The 19602-nt window shown below is 55.9% G+C and carries 13 protein-coding genes; 12 read left to right on the forward strand and 1 reads right to left on the reverse strand.

The features are described from left to right. The first annotated feature begins 62 nt into the window (after positions 1-62). The 4 genes from lhgD (at position 63) to LL947_RS02620 (ending at position 5096) form a co-directional block, all read left to right on the forward strand. On the forward strand, positions 63-1271 hold the full coding sequence (gene lhgD, locus LL947_RS02605) for an L-2-hydroxyglutarate dehydrogenase (RefSeq protein ID WP_499833861.1): 1209 nt from the start codon (positions 63-65) through the stop codon (positions 1269-1271). 198 nt (positions 1272-1469) lie between these two features. Further along, complete coding sequence (locus LL947_RS02610) at positions 1470-2447, forward strand: TAXI family TRAP transporter solute-binding subunit (RefSeq protein WP_499833862.1); 978 nt, start codon at positions 1470-1472, stop codon at positions 2445-2447. Between the two features lie 38 nt (positions 2448-2485). Next, complete coding sequence (locus tag LL947_RS02615) at positions 2486-3043, forward strand: DUF1850 domain-containing protein (RefSeq protein ID WP_499833863.1); 558 nt, start codon at positions 2486-2488, stop codon at positions 3041-3043. 40 nt (positions 3044-3083) lie between these two features. Continuing rightward, the gene (locus tag LL947_RS02620) at positions 3084-5096 is read left to right on the forward strand and encodes a TRAP transporter permease (protein ID WP_499833864.1); all 2013 of its coding nucleotides are present in this window, start codon (positions 3084-3086) and stop codon (positions 5094-5096) included. Positions 5097-5173: 77 nt separating this feature from the next. Here the strand turns inward: LL947_RS02620 and LL947_RS02625 are convergent, their stop codons facing one another. Continuing rightward, positions 5174-7705, reverse strand: coding sequence for a penicillin-binding protein 1A (locus LL947_RS02625; protein WP_499833865.1), 2532 nt, complete (start codon positions 7703-7705; stop codon positions 5174-5176). A 208-nt stretch (positions 7706-7913) separates the two neighbouring features. Between LL947_RS02625 and pilM the strand changes: the two genes are divergently transcribed. The 8 genes from pilM to gltB all read left to right on the forward strand — a co-directional run bounded on the left by pilM (position 7914) and on the right by gltB (position 19585). Then, positions 7914-8975 carry a type IV pilus assembly protein PilM gene (pilM, locus tag LL947_RS02630; RefSeq protein ID WP_499833866.1) on the forward strand — a complete coding sequence of 354 codons (1062 nt, stop codon included), beginning with the start codon at positions 7914-7916 and terminating at the stop codon, positions 8973-8975. A 12-nt stretch (positions 8976-8987) separates the two neighbouring features. Further along, entirely contained in the window at positions 8988-9560 is a 573-nt protein-coding gene (locus tag LL947_RS02635; RefSeq protein WP_499833867.1) for a PilN domain-containing protein, read from the forward strand. Beyond that, entirely contained in the window at positions 9550-10206 is a 657-nt protein-coding gene (locus LL947_RS02640; protein WP_404416086.1) for a type IV pilus inner membrane component PilO, read from the forward strand. Before LL947_RS02635 ends, LL947_RS02640 begins: the two co-directional genes overlap by 11 nt. Further along, complete coding sequence (locus LL947_RS02645) at positions 10206-10742, forward strand: pilus assembly protein PilP (protein ID WP_404416089.1); 537 nt, start codon at positions 10206-10208, stop codon at positions 10740-10742. Before LL947_RS02640 ends, LL947_RS02645 begins: the two co-directional genes overlap by 1 nt. Before the next feature lie 48 nt (positions 10743-10790). Next, positions 10791-12926 carry a type IV pilus secretin PilQ gene (locus LL947_RS02650; RefSeq protein ID WP_499833868.1) on the forward strand — a complete coding sequence of 712 codons (2136 nt, stop codon included), beginning with the start codon at positions 10791-10793 and terminating at the stop codon, positions 12924-12926. Beyond that, entirely contained in the window at positions 12926-13525 is a 600-nt protein-coding gene (gene aroK / locus LL947_RS02655) for a shikimate kinase AroK (protein WP_499833869.1), read from the forward strand. Before LL947_RS02650 ends, aroK begins: the two co-directional genes overlap by 1 nt. Positions 13526-13541: 16 nt before the next feature. Continuing rightward, positions 13542-14648: a 3-dehydroquinate synthase gene (gene aroB / locus LL947_RS02660; protein WP_290821247.1), complete on the forward strand. Its 1107-nt coding sequence runs from the start codon at positions 13542-13544 to the stop codon at positions 14646-14648. A 494-nt stretch (positions 14649-15142) separates the two neighbouring features. Beyond that, positions 15143-19585, forward strand: coding sequence for a glutamate synthase large subunit (gene gltB, locus LL947_RS02665; RefSeq protein WP_499833870.1), 4443 nt, complete (start codon positions 15143-15145; stop codon positions 19583-19585). The last annotated feature ends 17 nt before the right edge of the window (positions 19586-19602 follow it).

Here is a 19602-nt window from a genome sequence, read left to right on the forward strand (position 1 = left end):
ATAAACTGGCGGAACAGCGAAATTTTATCTCTCTATCATAAGGGATTCCGGAGGTAGATAGCATGTGGGATTTTGTCATCGTTGGCGGCGGCATCCTGGGGATGTCCACCGCCATGCAACTGAAGAAGGCGTATCCGGACAAGCAAATGCTGGTGCTTGAAAAGGAAAGCGGGCCGGCACTGCATCAGACAGGGCATAACAGTGGGGTGATTCATGCAGGCGTCTATTACACACCGGGCAGCCTGAAGGCCCGGTTCTGTCTGGCAGGCAATCGCGCTACCCGTGACTTCTGTGATGAACACCAGGTGCCCTATGATATCTGCGGCAAGCTGCTGGTCGCCACCAATGATCAGGAAAAGCAGCGCATGCTGGCCCTGTGGGAGCGCACCGAGGCAAACGGTCTTGCGCGGCAATGGCTGGAAGCGCCAGCGATGGCAGAACGTGAGCCCAACGTGACCGGGGTGGCGGGAATTCATATGCCCTCCAGCGGTATTGTCGATTACGCTCAAGTTGCTCGCGCCATGGCGGATGAGTTTCAGCGCCTGGGCGGCGAAATTGGCTATGGTCACGAGGTGGTCGGGCTTGAAGAGCGTTCGGCAGAAGTGGTGGTCACCAGCCATAAAGATGGCAGCGAGCATGTCGTTAGCAGCCGCTATCTGGTCAGCTGCTCAGGCCTGATGGCCGACAGGGTGATTCGTCTGCTGGGTAAGGATCCAGGCTTCACGATCTGCCCGTTTCGTGGTGAATACTATGTGCTGCCTGAACACCATCAGCGGATCGTCAACCATTTGATCTACCCGATCCCGGACCCCAGCATGCCCTTTCTGGGTGTGCATCTGACCCGGATGATTGATGGCAGCGTGACTGTTGGCCCTAATGCGGTGCTGGCCTTCAAGCGCGAAGGTTATCGCAAGCGCGATATATCACTGGCGGATATGGGTCGGATGCTTACCCATGCTGGCATTCTCAAGGTGCTGGCCAGGAATGCCCGCCCTGGGTTGATGGAGCTGAAAAACTCACTCTATAAGCGGGGATACCTGGCTCTGGTGCAAAAGTATTGTCCGGGTATTGCCCTGGATGACCTTCAAGCTTACCCGGCTGGCGTGAGAGCCCAGGCGGTCTCTCACGACGGCAAGCTGGTGGATGATTTTCTGTTTGTGAATACCCGGCGCACTCTGAACGTGGGCAATGCGCCGTCTCCGGCAGCAACCTCAGCGCTGCCGATTGGCGCCCATATTGTCAGTCAGGTTAGTCGGATGCTGGACGCCTAGATGATGACTGGGGGTACTTTGCGTTTACGCCAGCGTACATCCACAGTGGCCAAGCGCTTTTAAGACGTGCTAGGTTTTGTTGGATAATCCTGGCGCCTGGTAGTCCGCTCAGGTATGGCCGTTTTGGTGCGCCGTTTTGATCGATAGAAGCATGTGTGTCATATCAACAATAAAGCCCGTGAGGGCGAAGGAGTCCGTATGCAATCTTATAAATCTGTCACAACCGTGACCACCCTGGCCGCTGGGTGCATGCTGGCTGTAGCACTGCCCGCATCCGCCCAGCAGCTGTCGATTGCCACCGGCGGCACGGGCGGCACCTATTATCCGATGGGTGGCGGCTTTGCCGAGATGATCAATAACCATATTGAAGGCGCTCAGGCAACCGCTGAGGTGACCGGCGCCTCGGTCGAGAATATGGGTCTGATCATGCGAGGCGATGCAGATATGGCGTTGGCGCTGGCAGATACTGTCTATCAGGCCTATACCGGCACCGGGGATTTCGAGAATCGCCAGATCGAGGACACCCGTGCGCTGGCATCGCTGTATCCCAATGCCGTTCAGCTGGTCACGCTGGCCGAATCGGATGTGCATTCCATCAGCGACCTTGAGGGCAAGCGGGTGTCTGTCGGGGCACCAGGCAGCGGTACCGAGCTGAACGCTCGGGCCTTGCTGGAAGCCAATGGCATCAGCTACGACGATTTCGACCCCCAGCGCCTGAACTTCAATGAAACGGCTGACGCCATTCGCGATGGCGATATTGATGCAGGCTTCTGGAGCGTTGGCCCGCCTACAAGTTCCATCATGAACCTGGCAACCACCCGTGATATCCGTCTGGTGGGTCTGTCAGACGAAGAGATTGCCAATGCCCAGGAAGAGGTGGCTGTTTTTGCCCGCTATCAGCTGGGTGAAGATCTCTATGAAGGCATGGACGAAGCGGTGCCGACCCTTGGCGTTCCCAATGTGCTGGTGGTCAATGCGGCCATGGATGAAGAACTCGCCTACCAACTCACCGAGCTGCTGTTCGAGCAGACCGATGAGCTGATTGCCGTTCACCCTGCAGCCAACGACACCACCATTGACTTTACCCTGGAGTCAACGCCTGTGCCGCTGCATCCGGGCTCTATACGTTACCTGGAAGATGCCGGCGTCGACGTGCCGGATCGTCTTCGTCCGTGAGTGGGATATTCTGATCTTTTAACAGACGACAGGCTGCCATGATCAAGATCATGTTCTGCCTGCTTCCCTGGGCAAGGCGCTGGCAGAGGCTGGTTCTGTTGGCTGTCTTCGTCACCTCTCCTGCAGCCGGAGCAGAGTCAGCCTCTGCTCCGGCTGTTGGCTATGAGCTGGTGGTTGAGCGCGATGTTCAGCCAGGTTCCCCAGGCAAGCAGCGGCTGATCACCATCTCTATGCCCCAAGGGGCGCAGTGGTGTGTGAAGTGGAATCACTCCGTTGCTCGGTTTGTGGTGCTTGACTGCTACCGTAATGTAGCAGGCCGAATGGTGCTGGAGCGCAGCCATCAACCGGATTTTGCCGCAGGCCTTGGTCATGTGCTGGGTAGGGGCGTGCAGGTATCAGATGGTGAGGGTGGCTACTGGATCAAGGGGATTGATGAACCAGTGCCCAACAACCGCTACGCCTTGCGTGTCGGCGCCATGCGAGTGAATCATCGCCTTGTCTGGCCCGCGCAAGCGCCCACTGAAAGCGTCAGTATCAGTGAGCAGGCAGCAGGGGAGCGGGTAATGATCCGTCTTCAGAAGACGGTCGATCAGTAACCACCAACAAGTAAATCATACGGGGCCAGGTGATAATTTCATGAATGAACCCACGCAACCTGCGGTGGTCATGCCAGGCGGCAAGATACCGCATTCACGACCCATCCTATGGTGTATTACAGCAGTGGCGGTCGGCCTGTCGCTGTTTCAGCTTTATTCAGCGGGTATCCAGCCGCTGGGGCTTTTCTATCAGCGTAGTATCCATCTGGCGCTGATCATGATGCTGGCCTTTCTGATGTTTCCTGCCTTTGGCCCGCATCGCAAGCGCGGCCTGCTGGCAGGCGCGATTGATACGCTGTTTTTTATAGGTGCCGTGGTCACTGGTGGCTATCTGGTACTTTTTCTGGATGACATCATCAACCGTGCCGGCTTCTGGAGTGATACCGATATTCTGGTGGCCTGCATCGCTACCTTGACGGTGCTTGAGGCCAGCCGACGCGCCGTGGGTGTCAGCATGACGATCATCGGCACCGTTGCCATCCTCTATGCCATGGCCGGACCGCGGGGCGACCTGGCCTGGCTGGGGGAATGGCTGCCGGGGATTCTGGCTCATCGCGGCTATAGCCTGGACCGTATTGCCGGGCAGCTGTACCTGGGGCAGGAAGGCATCTTTGGTTTGCCGTTGGGGGTCGCTGCCACCTTTATCTTTATCTTTGTGCTGTTCGGCGCCTTTCTGGAAAGTACCGGGGCGGGCAAGTTTTTCATTGATATGGCCTACGCGGCCACTGGGCGCCAGCGGGGTGGCCCCGCCAAGGCGTCGGTGATTGCCTCGGCGGGGATGGGCTCGATCTCCGGCAGTGCGATTGCCAATGTGGTGACCACGGGAGCCTTTACCATTCCGCTGATGAAAAAGCTTGGCTACAAGCCCAGGCAGGCCGGTGGCATTGAGGCCGCGGCGTCTACCGGGGGGCAGATCATGCCGCCCTTGATGGGGGCGGGGGCGTTCCTGATTGCCGAATATACCAACACACCTTATCTGGATATCGTCAAGGTCAGCATCTTTCCGGCAGTGCTTTATTTCGCCACTGTCTACCTGTTCGTGCATATCATCGCCCTGAAACAGGGAATGCAGGGCATGGCGCGCAGCGAGTTGCCCCAGATGCGCGACGTTATGCGCAATGGCTGGCATTTCCTGTTGCCACTGCTGGTACTGGTATGGCTGTTGGCAATGAACATGTCGCCTATGCGCGTCGGCTACTATGCGGTGCTCACCATGGTGGCCGTTGCCGTGCTGCGTTATGTCGTGTGGTTTTTCTTCCTGGCACCTGGGCAAGGCCAACCGGTAACTGCCCGTCGGATAAAGATGGCGCTGGCCAGCGGTCTACGCAAGTTGATTGAAGGACTGGAGTTGGGCGCGATGAACGCGGTGGCGGTCTCCATGGCCTGTGCGGTAGCGGGTATTATTGTGGGTGTGGTGGGCCTGACAGGGCTGGGGCTCAAGTTTTCTTCGATGATGATGGCGTTCTCAGGGGGTAACCTGATTCTGGCCCTGGTCATGGTGTTGCTGGCCAGCCTGATTCTGGGTATGGGCTTGCCGGTAACCGCCAGCTATATCGTCCTGATTGTGCTGGTGGGGCCGGCGCTGACCCAGGAGTTCGGTATTCCGCTGTTGATCGCGCACCTGGTGGTGTTCTGGTATTCCCAGGACTCCAATGTGACCCCGCCGGTGGCATTGGCCGGGTTTGCCGGGGCTGCCATAGCGGGCAGCAAACCCATGGAAACCAGCTTCCAGGCCTGGAAATTTGCCAAGGGGCTTTACCTGATTCCGCTATTTATGGTGTTCAACCCGGAAATTATCATGGGCGGACCGGTTGGCGTAGTCATCTGGACGGGCGTTATTGCCTTGCTGGCGCTTGGGGCCTTTGCGGCGGCTTTGGAAGGCTATCTATTTACTCATATGGGGCTGTTTTCGCGTCTGGCCATCGGCGGCGCGATTGTGGCGGTTTTCTACCCTGATTTCATGATTGAAGCGGCAGGTGCGCTGGTGATGGTGATCGCCATTGGCGCAAACTGGTTGGCAAGCCGTCGAGAGTCGTCATTGCAATCTGCTTGAATGTAAGCCATCTGCCCGCAAAAAAGCCCGGCGTAAAACGCCGGGCTTTTTCAGTTAATCAGGAAGGGTCAGGTAGCTCAGAAGATAGATTCTGGTGAGCCTGTTCCCTGGGAACCACTCATTTCCTCGACTTCCTGGCTGATGGAGCTCGGTTGATAATCAGGTAGCTGGTCAACATCAAACAGCTCGGAAATGCCGCCTGACTGATCCTCATACAGGCGGCGTCCTGAATCAGGATCAATGCGCACGCTGACGACCGATTCGGGCTGTTCGGGCCAGGCTTCAGGCTGACCTTCCAGGGCATCGCGCATAAAGCTGATCCAGATGGGTAGGGCGGCGTTGGCGCCGTATTCAGCAATGCTCTCGTTGTTATCCTTGCCCACCCAGACGGTGGCCACCAGATCACTGTTGAAGCCTGCAAACCAGGCGTCGCGCTGATCGTTGGTGGTGCCTGTCTTACCCACGATGTCAGTTCGTTCAAGGCTCAAGGCAGCTCGTCCGGTCCCTCGCTCGATGACGTCGCGCAGCATGTCACGGATAATATAGGCAGCTTCCGGCTCTACGACTCGCGGGGCAACCGGAAACTCTCTACCATCGATTTCAACCTTTTCCTGCTCTGGAGGGCAGTTTTCACAGACAACACGAGGGGATGCCTGGTAAACCACCTCGCCGTCTTCTTCTCCCTGAGTCACATGATGAATGTACCAGGGGTGAACTTTGAAGCCTCCGTTGGCAAGAATAGCGTAGGCATTGGTCATTTCCAGTGGTGTCAGGCTGGCACTGCCAAGCGCCAGTGACAGTCCGTTAGGCAGGCGTTCTGGTGCAAATCCAAACCCCTGCAGGTAGTTGATGGTGTAGTCAAGGCCCATCGCCCGGAGGATGCGGATCGTCACCAGGTTGCGTGAACGCGCCAGTGCCGGCCGCAGCCGCGTCGGTCCCTGGAAGTCACGGCTGGAGTTCATCGGGCGCCATAGGGCACTGCTACCGTCAGCTTGCACCAGCGGCGAGTCATTAATGATGGTGGCGGCGGTCATTTCACCACTATGCAAGGCGGTCACATAAATAAAGGGTTTAAAGATTGACCCTGATTGCCGCTGTGCCTGCACTGCCCGGTTGAATTTGCTGGCATTGAAATCGAAGCCCCCTTGCAGGGCAATAATGGCCCCATCATTGGGATCCTGAACCACCAGAGAACCTTCCACCTGAGGACGCTGTGACAGGCGCAGGTTGTTGTCTTCATCTTCCACTACGCGCACCAGATCACCTCGCGCAGCAATTTGCCCGGCGGCTGTAGGGGCCTCTCCACGGCTGCGTGGGCTCAGATAGGGTTGCGCCCAGGCCATGTTCTCCCAGCCGATAGTACGGATCTCGTTATCCTGGGTCATGACCCGCATCTCACGGCCAGGGGTTTCCACAACAATAGCCGGGGCGAGAAGGCCGTAACGGGGGGTGTTCTGCAAGACCTGAGCCCAGTTACTGACGTCGCCATCGAAACCGTCGACCTCCGTCTGACTGCGTTCAGCGGCCTCGCGAGCGGTTTCGCGGATTTCGGGGGATTCACCCAGTTCCTCTTCCAGACCCTGAGTTGCGGTGTTCTCCTGAGCCTCAACCAGGCTGGCCGGGATGTTGCGCTCTTCCGGCCCTCGCCAGCCGTGGCGCCTGTCATAGGCCAGCAGGCCATCCGCCAGGGCTTGCTGGGCGTAAGGTTGAAGTTCGCTGTCCAGCGTCGTATAAATCCGATAGCCCCTTGTGTAGGCATCGCTACCAAATACATCCACGGCGTATTGACGCGCCATTTCAGACACATAGGCAGCATCCACCTCCGTTTGGGTGCGGTGTCGCTCAGCGGTAATAGGTTCCTGCACCGCCTGCTGATAGGCGTCCTGATCGATAAAGCCCAGTTCACGCATGCGGAACAGAATCCAGTTGCGGCGAATTAATGAGCGCTCGGAGTTAGCCAGGGGGTTAAAGGCTGAAGGTGCCTTGGGCAAGCCAGCAATCATGGCTGTCTGGGCGAGACTGAGTTCACCAAGGGGTTTGTCGTAGTAGGTTTCGGAGGCAGAGGCAATGCCGTAAGCGCGGTTGCCCAGAAAGATCTTGTTAACATAAAGCTCGAAGATGGCTTCCTTGTCGAGCACCTGCTCCATCTGTAATGCCAGCAGGATTTCACGAATCTTGCGGGTAAAGGTCTGGTCAAGGGTGAGTAAGTAATTTCTGGCCACCTGCATGGTAATCGTCGAGCCACCGGACTGAATGGCGCCACCACTTTGTGCCAGCTCAACCGCCGCGCGGGCCAGGCCTCGTGGGTCTACCCCGGAGTGCTCGAAATAGCTCTGGTCTTCTGCCGCAATCAGGGCATCAATCATGGGTTGGGGAATATTCGCAAAGTCGACGGGAATACGCCGCTCTTCACCGAATTCACCAATCAGCTTGGCATCACGAGTATAGATGCGCAGGGGGGTATGCAGCTCGAAATCCTGCAGCTGACGTACGTCTGGAAGCCCGGGGGCAAAGTACAAGGCCGCACCAACAACGGCCAGTGCAACACCGCCGCCCAGCGATACGAGCATAAAAAATAAGGATAAAATAATGTTACGGATCAACTTCATGAACAAAAGCCCCTGTGGGCGATAAGGTGTGTTGTCACCTGAGGTGATACACAGCTATTTATAAATAGAACGACACGATAAGCGGGCATTATAGAAAGCTAAGCCGGCTCTCACCAGTAGTGATGTCATAAAAGCGCTTGAGTGTGCACACCGTTAAAGTAATGTAACCTCCTAACAGCGATCTTATTTGCGGGAGTCAAACTCGATAATGCGCTTACCAAAGCCTAGCAAAGGGCTGATTGGCGTGGATATTACGTCAGCCACCGTCAAGCTGCTTGAGCTCAAGCCAACTGCTGGCAACCATGAAGTTGCCAGCTATGCTGTTCGACCATTACGCGACGGTGCTGTCGTAGAGCGTCGCATTCAGGATATTGATGATGTCGCCCACGTACTCGGTCGCGCCGTTGAGCATGCCAAACCCTCCACCCGTAAAGCCGCTGTGGCCGTTCCTGCCAGTGCGGCAATTACCAAGACATTGTCCTTTCCGCTGGGGTTAAGCGAGGAGGAGATTGAAGAACGCATCACGGAAGACCCCGAACGTCATATCCCGTTCCCCATTAATGAAGTGGCGTTTGACTTTCAGTTGTTGGGGCCTTCGCCCTTCAATGAAGACGAGCAGCGGGTGCTGCTCGTCGCGTGTCGCCAGCAGGATGTTAGACAGCTGACTGAAACTCTGGAAAAAGCGGGTCTTGAACCTGCCGCTGTTGACGTGGAAACCTTTGCCGTTGAGCGCGCTTTTGATTCGTTGCGTCGTCAGTTATCGACTCAGGTGGAAGCGTCGGCCTGCGTTGCACTGGTGGATATTGGTGCTCATATGAATGCCTTTCATGTGATGCGCGAAGGGCATATCGTTTACAGCCGCGATACCGTGTTCGGAGGACGCCAGTTAACGGATGCCATCCGAGAACGCTATGACCTTACGATGGAAGAAGCGGGGCTTGCCAAAAAGCGCGGCGGTTTGCCGGAGGATTATCATGCTCAGGTGTTGACGCCTTTTCTGGAAACCATTGTCCAGCAGGTAGGGCGCTCATTGCAGCTTTATTACACTGCCGGTCGTCACCATGAGGTGAAAGAGATTGTGCTGGCCGGTGGTTCCAGTGTCATTCCCGGGTTAGCCGAGAGGATAGCTGAAGACAGTGGTATGAACGTCACGATTGCCAATCCGTTTCAGCGCATGCTGGTCAGCAAACGCCTCAACAAGGACGCTTTGAGCAATGATGCACCTGCCATGTTGACTGCATGTGGCTTGGCCATGCGAGCCGGGCACTAGGAGATGGATGTCATGAGCATAATGATTAATCTGCTGCCCTGGCGAGAGGTTCGGCGTGAAAAACTGACCCGGCGTTTCTATACCTTCTTGGTACTGGCTCTGCTGCTAGGCGCGGCAATGGGGGGTGCTATTGCTTTCTATTATGAGGCGGAAACGGAAGCCCAGCAGCAACGTAACGCGTTTATTGGCCAGCAGATCTCCCAGCTTGATGCTGATATCCGTCGCGTCAGCGAGTTCAAGGCCGATGCCGCTGAGCTCAGCGAGCGGTTGGCCTCGTTTCAGAATCTCCAGAATGCACGCGCCACCACGGTGGCGGTGTTTAATGATATCTCTGCCAGCATGGCAGATGGCGTTATCTATCAACGGCTGTCGCGTACCAATCAACGGCTGAATATAACCGCAGAAGCCGGAACCGATCGTCAGGTCTCAGAACAATTGCGCCGTATTGCTGACGCGCAAAGGCTCGGCACTCCCTCGCTTTCAGAAGTGGAGCGCGAAGCCGATTCCACCCGGCGGCTTTTCCGCTTTGAGGTGCGCCAGACGCAGGCGGATAGCAGTCAGCAGGAGTTCGATAATGAAAACTAAGCGTCTGAGCGAAGAGTGGCAGCGCCTGCGCGATACCGACTTACAAGCGCTTGATCTCAAGGAAGCCGCTACCTGGCCTCTGTTGCTGAGAGCGATGACCTTGTTGCTGGTGTTCATCCTGGCATTGGCGCTGGTCTACTGGCTGGTTATCAAGGAACGCACCGAATCATTATCAGCGGCTGAGCGAGAGGAGACCGTTCTGTTGACGGAGTTCAGGCAAAAAGCCCTGGAAGCTACCTATCTGCCGGAAATCGAGCAGCAACTGGCTGACATGGACACGCAGATGCAGCAGCTACGCGCCATGCTGCCGACGAACGCCGAGATTCCTTCCCTTCTGGACAGTATCAGTGATGCGGCGCTGGATAACCGCTTGAGTGTGGAAACCATCCGCTTGCAGGAAACCACGCGCCAGACTCATTATACTGAACATCCTTTTGATATCGAAGTGCAGGGTGGTTATCACGATATCGCACAGTTTGTGGCTGATATTGCCGCCTTGCCTCGTATTGTTACCCAGCATGATTTTGAGCTGGCCCCGGTAGAGAGTGATAAGCAGACGTTGAGATTGGCTATCATCGCGCAGACTTACAGTGACCGCCCTCAGGGTGATGACACTGCCAATGATAGCGATGAGGGAGGCGGGTAATGAAGCTTGGGACGGGGTGGGCGCTTTTCATGCTGACAGTGCTGTTGGGTGGATGTGCGGACGCCCAACTGGACGAGTTGGCTCAGGAACTGGATCAGATTCGCCAAACGCCGGGGAGTCAGCCGCCACTGGTGGTGCCCGATATTCCCGAGTATCAGTCGCTTGGCTATCGCCATTCTGACGGGCGTAGCCCCTTTCTTGCACCTGAAGCAGTGGCAGGCCAGTCAGCGACAGTGCCGGGGGCGAATGCCAGCCTGGCCCCGGATACCCGTCGCGAGCCGCAGCCCCTGGAGCGTTTCTCGCTTCAGGAGCTGTCGCTGGTAGGCATGTTACAGATGAGTAATCGCCAGCGTGCACTGATCCGAACGCCCGAAGGTGACGTGATCAGCGTCAGTGAAGGTAACTATGTTGGGCCGGATTACGGGCGTATTGTGCGTATTGGTGAAAAACGTATTGAAATAGATGAACGTATATTTACCCAGACTGAAGGCTGGCAGGTGCGCGAAGCGGCACTTGCGCTGGATGGTGATGAATAAAGTACCACCATGTGATTGCCAAAAGACTAGATACCAGGGGGTAGCTGAATGTTGAGCGAGACGTTAGGCAGGACGCAATTGCGTGGCATTCTTAGCGGCATGCTGTTGCTGCTTGCATGGCTGCCGGGTGCCTCCTGTGCGGCGGTGCTGACCGGTTTGGATGTGGACCAGGCCAATGCAGACCGAGTCGATATCAATCTTCAGTTTTTCGGGGGTGCGCCAACCGTCAGGGATTATCGGCTGGATTCACCCCATCGGCTGATGCTGGATCTGGCTGATACCAGAAGTGCACTGGATAGAAGGCGCTTCGATATCAATCATCCTGGAGTAGAGAGGGTGACAGCGGTTGAGGGTAATGAGCGCACGCGGCTGATCATTAACCTGGCTGAAGCCTATGAATATTCCACCCAGCAAGATGGCGATCTTCTGCGTATTTCTCTGGCCGTGACTTCCAATCAGGCAGATCCTGCCGAGGTCACCGCTGAGGCGAGACCAGCAAGGGATAGTGTCACTTCCGGTGTCAATAATCGTTCCAGCCTGGAAGACTCAGCCAATCTTGAAACCAGCGAGGGTCCACAGATCGAGCGGATTGATTTTCGTCGTGGAAGGGAGGGAGCCGGGCAGCTGGATGTGGTGTTTAACCGCGAGAATGTTCGCGTCCAGGTAGAGGAAGACGGCCGCAACCGGGTCGTGGTTGACCTGCGTGATGTGGCCATTTCCGATGCGCTTAATCAGATCTATGACGTTACTGACTTTGCGACCCCGATCCAACGTGTGGTGCCTAGAGCCACCCAGCGAGGTACACAGCTGATCCTGGAGACCGAAGGCCCCTATGCGATGATGTCTTCGCAAAGTGGCCAGACGCTGAGTGTGGAAGTGGAGCCGGCCAATCAGGCACCCCAGCAGGCACAAAGTGAGGATCAGGTCTATGAAGGCGAACGGTTAAGCCTTAATTTCCAGGATATTGAAGTGCGCGCGGTGCTGGCGACCCTGGCCGAGTTTACCGGCCTGAATATTGTGGCGAGTGACAGTGTGACTGGCCGGGTAACGCTGAATCTTAATGAAGTGCCCTGGGATCAGGCGTTGGATCTGATTCTTCAGAGTCAGGGGCTTTCAAGCCGTGAAAAAGGCAATGTCATCGTGGTAGCGCCTGCCCAGGAGCTTGCCCAGTTAGAGCAGCAGGAACTTGAAGCCCGCAATCAGCGCGATGTTCTGTCACCTTTAATTACCGAGTTTATCGAGGTCAAGTATGCCCGTGCGCAAGACCTGGCCGAGCTGCTGCGCGGTGAAGATGGTTTTGGTCTGTTGACCGAACGTGGTCGGGTCAGTATTGATCAGCGCACCAATACGCTGTTGATCCAGGACACTCAGGAGCAGGTCAACGAGATTCTGACCACCCTGGATCGCCTGGACGTGGCGGTACGTCAGGTACAGATTGAGGCGCGTATAGTGATTGCCCGCGATACCGCATCCCAAGAGCTGGGTATCAATTGGGGCATTTCCAGTAATGGCAGCATCAACAATATTTTTAGCGGCTCAAGTAACCCAGATGCGTTGACGTTCGAAGGTGCTTCCGATGGTTCGCCGGGGACAGGCGGGCTTGCCGTTGACCTTGGTAGTAATACGGCTGCGCAGACGGCGTTCGGTTTTGGCTATCTTTCCGGCGATATCCTGCTTGATCTGGAGTTGAGAGCGCTGGAAAGCGAAGGCAAGAGCCAGACGATTTCCCAGCCACGGATAATCACGGCCAACCAGCGCACAGCGATTATCAGCCAGGGTGAAGAACGTGCTTTTCAAAGTGTGGATGGCAATGACAACCCGGATACCGAATTCAAGGAAGCCCTGCTTTCATTGGAAGTGACTCCGCAGATCACGCCTGATAATCGTATTATCATGGATCTGGTCATTCGTAATGACAGCTTTCGCGAATCGGAATTTGGCGGTGAACCGCCGATAGATACCAACACCATAGAAACACAAGTGCTGGTTGATGATGGGCAAACGGTCGTTCTGGGTGGTATCTTGACAACGGAAGAGCTGCGTCAGATGGCCAAGACGCCGTTGCTGGGCGACATCCCCTTTATTGGAAGGCTGTTCCGTTACACTGAAGAGAGTAGTGAAAAAGTAGAGCTGCTGGTCTTTATAACTCCACGTTTACTTGATGATGGCTTGGCGGTTCGCTGATGCAGGATTTACCCAACCTCTTTCTGATCGGCCCCATGGGGGCAGGTAAAAGCACCATAGGCCGCCAGATGGCCGCTGAACTTTCACGTGATTTTGTGGATAGTGACCACGCTATCCAGAGTCGCTGCGGCGCTGACATTCCCTGGATTTTTGACGTTGAAGGTGAAGCCGGCTTTCGTCAGCGTGAAGTGCAGATGATAGATGAATTGACCCGGCTGAACCCTATTGTGCTGGCCACTGGTGGTGGTGCTGTGCTGCGGGAGGAAAACCGCAGTGTGCTGCGCGAACGTGGCACTGTGATCTACCTGATGACCACTGTTGAACAGCAGCTCAAGCGAACCGCCAAGGATCGCAACCGGCCGTTACTGCAGTGTGAAAACCGCGAGCAGGTGCTTTACGACATGTATGCCAAGCGTGATCCCCTTTACCGATTAACGGCGGATATCAGCGTGCGCACTGACAGGCGCAGCCCGCGAGCAGTGGTCAACGAGATTCTGCGTCGGGTTCAGCGCCTGAATGACCCCTTGCATAAGAATGGCGCCGGGCTTGAAGAGAAAGCTAAAACACAGCCAATCAAAACAGTTAATCAAAACATCTAATCTAGAAGGTATCTTGATGACGCCGTTAGCGGACGCCTTGCGCACTCTCACTGTTGACCTGGGTGATCGTGGTTACCCGATCCATATAGGCACCGGGCTGTTGTCCAATCCGGATGCCATTCTGCCTTACCTGGCTGGTCAGCAGGTAATGATAGTGACCAATGAAACGATCGCGCCGTTATATCTGGAAACACTGGCACAGCAATTGCCCGAAGAGCTGGATGTGCAGACCTGCATATTGCCGGATGGAGAGCAGTATAAAACCATTGAGCAGGTTAACCGTATCTGGGGAGCCTTGCTGGAGGCCGGCTTCAATCGCCGCTGTACGCTGATTGCTTTGGGGGGTGGCGTCATCGGCGATATGGCCGGTTATGCGGCCGCCAGTTATCAGCGTGGCGTGGCGTTCATACAGGTGCCGACCACACTTCTGGCGCAAGTTGACTCCTCGGTGGGGGGTAAAACAGGTGTCAATCACCCGTTAGGCAAGAATATGGTCGGCGCCTTCTGGCAGCCCAGGGCGGTGTTGGTGGATATCGACAGTCTGGCAACCCTGCCTGACCGGGAAATGTCGGCGGGACTTGCTGAAGTTATCAAATATGGCCTGATTCGTGATGAGGTGTTTCTGAGCTGGCTTGAGGCCAATATGGAGGCTTTGCGCGCTCATGATGCCCGGGCGCTGGCAGAAGCGATTGCCAGAAGTTGCCAGATAAAGGCTGATATCGTCGCGGAAGATGAAACCGAGCAGGATGTGCGTGCCCTGTTGAACCTGGGTCATACCTTTGGCCATGCTATCGAAGCACATCAGGGTTATGGGAATTGGCTACATGGCGAGGCCATAGGGGCTGGCATGTCCATGGCGGCAACGCTTTCCCGGCGCCTGGGGTGGATTGATGATGCGGCACTGTCCCGCAGCTTGCAGGTGATAGAAAGTGCCGGCTTGCCACTGAAGGCGCCGTTGGGGATGCAGCGTGACGATTTTCTGGGGCCTATGCGCCGCGACAAGAAAAACACGGGTAGCCGATTGCGCCTGGTGCTCCTGCGCGAGCTGGGCGATGCCTGTATCAGTGATGAAACGCCCATCAGCCTGCTGAATGATTTGCTGGATCATTATCCCCGCGCCTGAAGGCCAATATGCTAGATGGCATCACTACCTAAAACCCGCCGATATCCGGCGGGTTTTTTGGCTGGTTATAAAGTACAGGGCCTGAAATGCATGCTGCTGGTTGGAAGAAGTTGGCCGGCCGGTCAAAAAATTGATAATCAGAATGCCTTATGCGCTATCGGCATGGCTTTTTAGGGCGATTTTAGACTAAAGTTTAATATGTGGTGATTTTCGTTGAATTACCGTTTTGCTGCATTGCAAGTTATTGAAGCGTATCGCTTTTTTAGATTCTTGGTTATGCAAGCTGTGGATTTGGCAAGGTTTTTAGCAATTTTGTGCGGGCGATTCGATTGCACTGAAGGCCAAGCAGTCGCTATGCTGATCAACCATTTTTCACTCCAACGGTGGTTGCTTTACAGCCCAGGTACATCAGGAATGGCAAACTAATAAGACCAAAAAACCTTCTTTTTTACCACGGTGCCGTTGTAAATAAAACACGTTTTTGAGGCACGCCCATGAACAGAGGTCTTCATCAGCCCGGCGAGTTTCGCGACAACTGTGGCTTCGGTCTGATTGCCCATATGCAGGGGCAAGCCAGCCATGAATTGTTGAAAACCGCTATTGAGTCGCTTACCTGTATGACCCATCGGGGTGGCATCGCTGCTGATGGGAAGACAGGCGACGGCTGCGGTTTGCTGCTCAAGATGCCCGAGCATTTCATGCGTGAAGTGGCACACACTGCGCTGGACGTTTCCCTCGGCGATACTTTTGCGGTAGGCGTTATCTTTCTGCCTGACGACGATGCGCGCGCTGAACATGCGCAGGGTGTGCTGGAGCAGAAACTCGAGCAGCGCGGCCTTGTCGTTGCAGGCTGGCGAACAGTGCCGACAGATGCTTCCGTCTGCGGTCCGATGGCGTTGGATTGCTTGCCGCGTATCCGTCAGGTTTTTGTGATGCCCGGTGACGGTGAGCATTTCGACGTTGATCTTTACATGGCACGTCGCCGAGCGGAAGAGCAGCTTAGGGACGAAGCGGATTTCTATGTGGCGTCGTTGTCTTCCGAGGTCGTGTCCTATAAAGGCCTGGTCATGCCGGCTGACCTGCCTGCGTTCTATCAGGACCTCAACGATCCTCGTCTTGAAACGGCTATTTGCGTTTTCCATCAACGCTTCTCAACCAACACGGCGCCGCGCTGGCCGTTGGCTCAGCCTTTCCGCCTGCTGGCGCACAATGGCGAAATCAATACCATTGAAGCCAACCGCGGCTGGGCCAACTCGCGCAAGAAAAACTTTATCAGCGATCGTCTTCCTGACGTCGCTGAGTTGGATGAAATCGTCAATACCACGGGGTCGGACTCTTCCAGTATGGATAACATGCTGGAAGTGTTGCTGACAGGCGGCATGGATCTGCATCGTGCGGTGCGTATGATGGTGCCCCCCGCCTGGCAGAACGTGGAAACCATGGATGCCGAGTTGCGTGCTTTCTATGAATACAACTCCATGCACATGGAGCCCTGGGATGGTCCGGCGGGCGTGGTCATGACCGACGGCCGCCAGGCGGTCTGCATGCTCGACCGTAACGGCTTGCGCCCGGCACGCTGGGTAGTGACCAAAAATGGATTTATCACTCTGGCATCGGAAATCGGCACCTATGACTACAAACCAGAGGATGTCGTTTCCAAAGGTCGGGTGGGCCCTGGTCAAATGCTGGCTGTGGATACTCAGACGGGTGAAGTGCTGCATACCGATGATATCGATGGTCGGCTCAAGTCCGCACATCCTTACAAGCGCTGGTTGAAGCAGCAGGCTAACTATCTGGAATCGGCATTGACTGAGCTGGCGCGTTTCCAGGTCATGGATACTGATGCCCTGAATACTCAGCAGAAAATGTTCCAGATCAGCTTCGAAGAGCGCGATCAGGTGTTGCGTCCATTGGCGGAAAGTGGTCAGGAAGCAGTCGGATCTATGGGCGATGATACGCCGATGGCGGTATTGTCATCGCGTCAACGCCTCTTGACCGACTACTTCCGCCAGAAATTTGCCCAGGTCACCAACCCGGCAATCGATCCATTGCGTGAAGCGATTGTGATGTCGCTGGAAACCTGTATCGGTGCTGAACGCAATGTTTTCAGCGCTACACCGGAACACGCTCACCGTATTATTCTTACGACACCCGTACTGTCACCGCGCAAGTTCACCGCGCTGGTCAATGAAAAAGATCCGGCCTTCACCAGTCATCGTCTTTCGTTGGGCTACAACCCTGAAGAGAAAAGTCTCAAGCAGGCACTTGTCGGGCTGTGTGAAGAGGCGGAAAAACAGGTACGGGCGGGCAAGGTCATCCTGGTGCTCAGTGATGCTGATCTGCCCAAAGGTGAAATTCCAATCCAGTCTGTGCTGGCGGTGGGGGCGGTGCATACCCACCTGGGACGTCTTGCCCTTCGCCCCGATGCCAATATTGTGGTGGAAACCGGCTATGCGCGGGATTCCCATCAGATGGCGGTGCTGTTTGGTGTAGGCGCTACGGCTGTCTATCCCTGGCTGGCCTATCAGGTCATGACGGATATGCAGCGGGTAGGTGAGCTGACCGGCAACCCGGCGGATGCGCGGGAAAATTACCGTAAAGGCATGCAGAAGGGGTTGTTCAAGATTCTTTCCAAGATGGGGATCTCGACCCTGGCGTCCTATCGCGGCTCCATGCTGTTCGAGGCCGTTGGTCTGGATAGCGATATCATGGAAATGTGCTTTGAAGGTATGGCGTCACGCATTCAGGGCACCGGTTTTGCAGAACTTCAGCTGCAGCAGGAAGCGTTGGCCCGAACTGCCTGGATTGCCCGTAAGGGGATTTCCCAGGGCGGCCTGATGAAGTATGTGCATGGTCATGAGTATCATGCCTACAACCCGGACGTCATCATGTACATGCAGGAAGCGGTACAGGATGGCAGCTATGACAAATGGAAGAAGTTCGCCCAACTGGTCAACGAGCGGCCAGTGGCGACGATCCGTGACCTGCTGGCGCTCAAACCGGCGGCAACGCCATTGTCGCTTGAGGAAGTCGAGAGCGTGGATGATCTGATACCGCGTTTTGATACAGCCGGTATGTCGTTGGGTGCCGTCTCCCCAGAGGCTCACGAGGCCATGGCCCAGGCCATGAACGAGACCGGCGGCCGATCCAACTCCGGTGAGGGCGGCGAAGATCCAGCGCGTTACGGCACCATCCGTAATTCCAAGATCAAACAGATCGCCTCAGGGCGTTTTGGTGTCACGCCCCACTATCTCGTCAACGCGGATGTATTGCAGATCAAGGTGGCCCAGGGTGCCAAGCCCGGGGAAGGCGGCCAGTTGCCGGGTGGCAAGGTAAATGCACTCATTGCCCGACTGCGCTATTCGGTGCCTGGGGTGACGCTGATTTCACCGCCACCGCACCATGATATCTATTCAATTGAAGACCTGGCCCAATTGATCTTTGATCTCAAGCAGGTCAATCCGGATGCTCAGGTATCGGTCAAACTGGTATCCGAGCCGGGTATAGGCACCATCGCCACTGGGGTTGCCAAGGCTTATGCCGACCTGATTACGGTCTCCGGCTATGATGGCGGTACAGCGGCAAGTCCGCTGACCTCGATCAAGCATGCAGGCTCACCCTGGGAACTGGGCTTGCCGGAAGTTCACCAGGCGCTACGTATCAATGGTCTGCGGGACAAGATCCGTCTACAAACTGACGGTGGCCTGAAAACCGGCCTCGATGTGGTCAAGGCCGCTATCCTGGGCGCCGAGAGCTTTGGCTTCGGCACGGCGCCTATGGTGGCGTTGGGCTGTAAATACCTGCGTATCTGTCACTTGAATAACTGTGCCACCGGTGTGGCGACTCAGGATGATTATCTGCGCGGCGAGCATTTCCGCGGCACCGTGGACATGGTCAAGAACTACTTCCGCTACATCGCTGAAGAAGTGCGCGAGCTGATGGCCATGCTGGGAGTGCGCAAGCTGACCGACCTGATTGGCCGCACGGATCTGCTGGAAGTGCTGGAAGGGCAGACGGCTTCCCAGCGCAAGCTGGATCTGACGCCGCTGCTGGGCAACGACTTTGTGCCTGCGGATGCGCCACAGTTCTGTCAGGTAAACCGTAATAAGCCCCATGATCCGGGTGACAAGAACCTTGAGGTGCTCGATGCGGTGAAAGACGCTATAGAGGCCAGGTCGGGCGGTACCTTCACCTTCCGGATTACCAACTGTGATCGTAGCGTTGGCGCCCTGACATCGGGCGTAATCGCCAAGCATTATGGTGAAGCGGGCCTTGAAGAGGCACCGTTGGACGTACGTTTTACCGGCGTTGCAGGTCAGAGCTTCGGGGTGTGGAATGCCCGTGGCCTGAACCTGCATCTGGAAGGCGATGCCAATGATTACGTCGGCAAGGGTATGAACGGTGGTCGGGTGGTGATCGTGCCGCCGCGTGAAAGTCAGTTTGAGAGCCACAAGACAGCCATAGTCGGTAACACTTGCCTTTATGGGGCAACCGGCGGGCAGCTGTTCGCAGCGGGCATTGCCGGCGAGCGCTTTGGTGTCCGTAACTCAGGCGCCCGTGCTGTCATTGAAGGGGCGGGCGATCACTGCTGTGAATATATGACAGGTGGTCTGGTCTGCGTACTGGGTAAAACCGGGGTCAACTTTGGTGCCGGTATGACAGGTGGCTTTGCCTACGTGCTTGACGAGGACCGTACCTTTGTCGATAAGTACAATCACGAATTGGTCGAGATTCACCGGGTCAACACCGAAACGATGGAAGCCTACCGCCGTCACCTGCGGGAACTGCTTGAAGAGTACGTCGCGGCAACAGGTTCCCAGCGAGGTGCGGATATTCTTGAAGACTTTGGTGATTATGTGCGCCACTTCTGGTTGGTGAAGCCCAAGGCGGCAAGCCTTAGCAGCCTGCTGGACCAGTCGCGGCGGCACGCTGAATAAGCTGCTTAGCCTGAATA

It is taken from the genome of Halomonas sp. BLK-85 (assembly GCF_044792155.1).
Classification (GTDB): Bacteria; Pseudomonadota; Gammaproteobacteria; order Pseudomonadales; family Halomonadaceae; genus Vreelandella.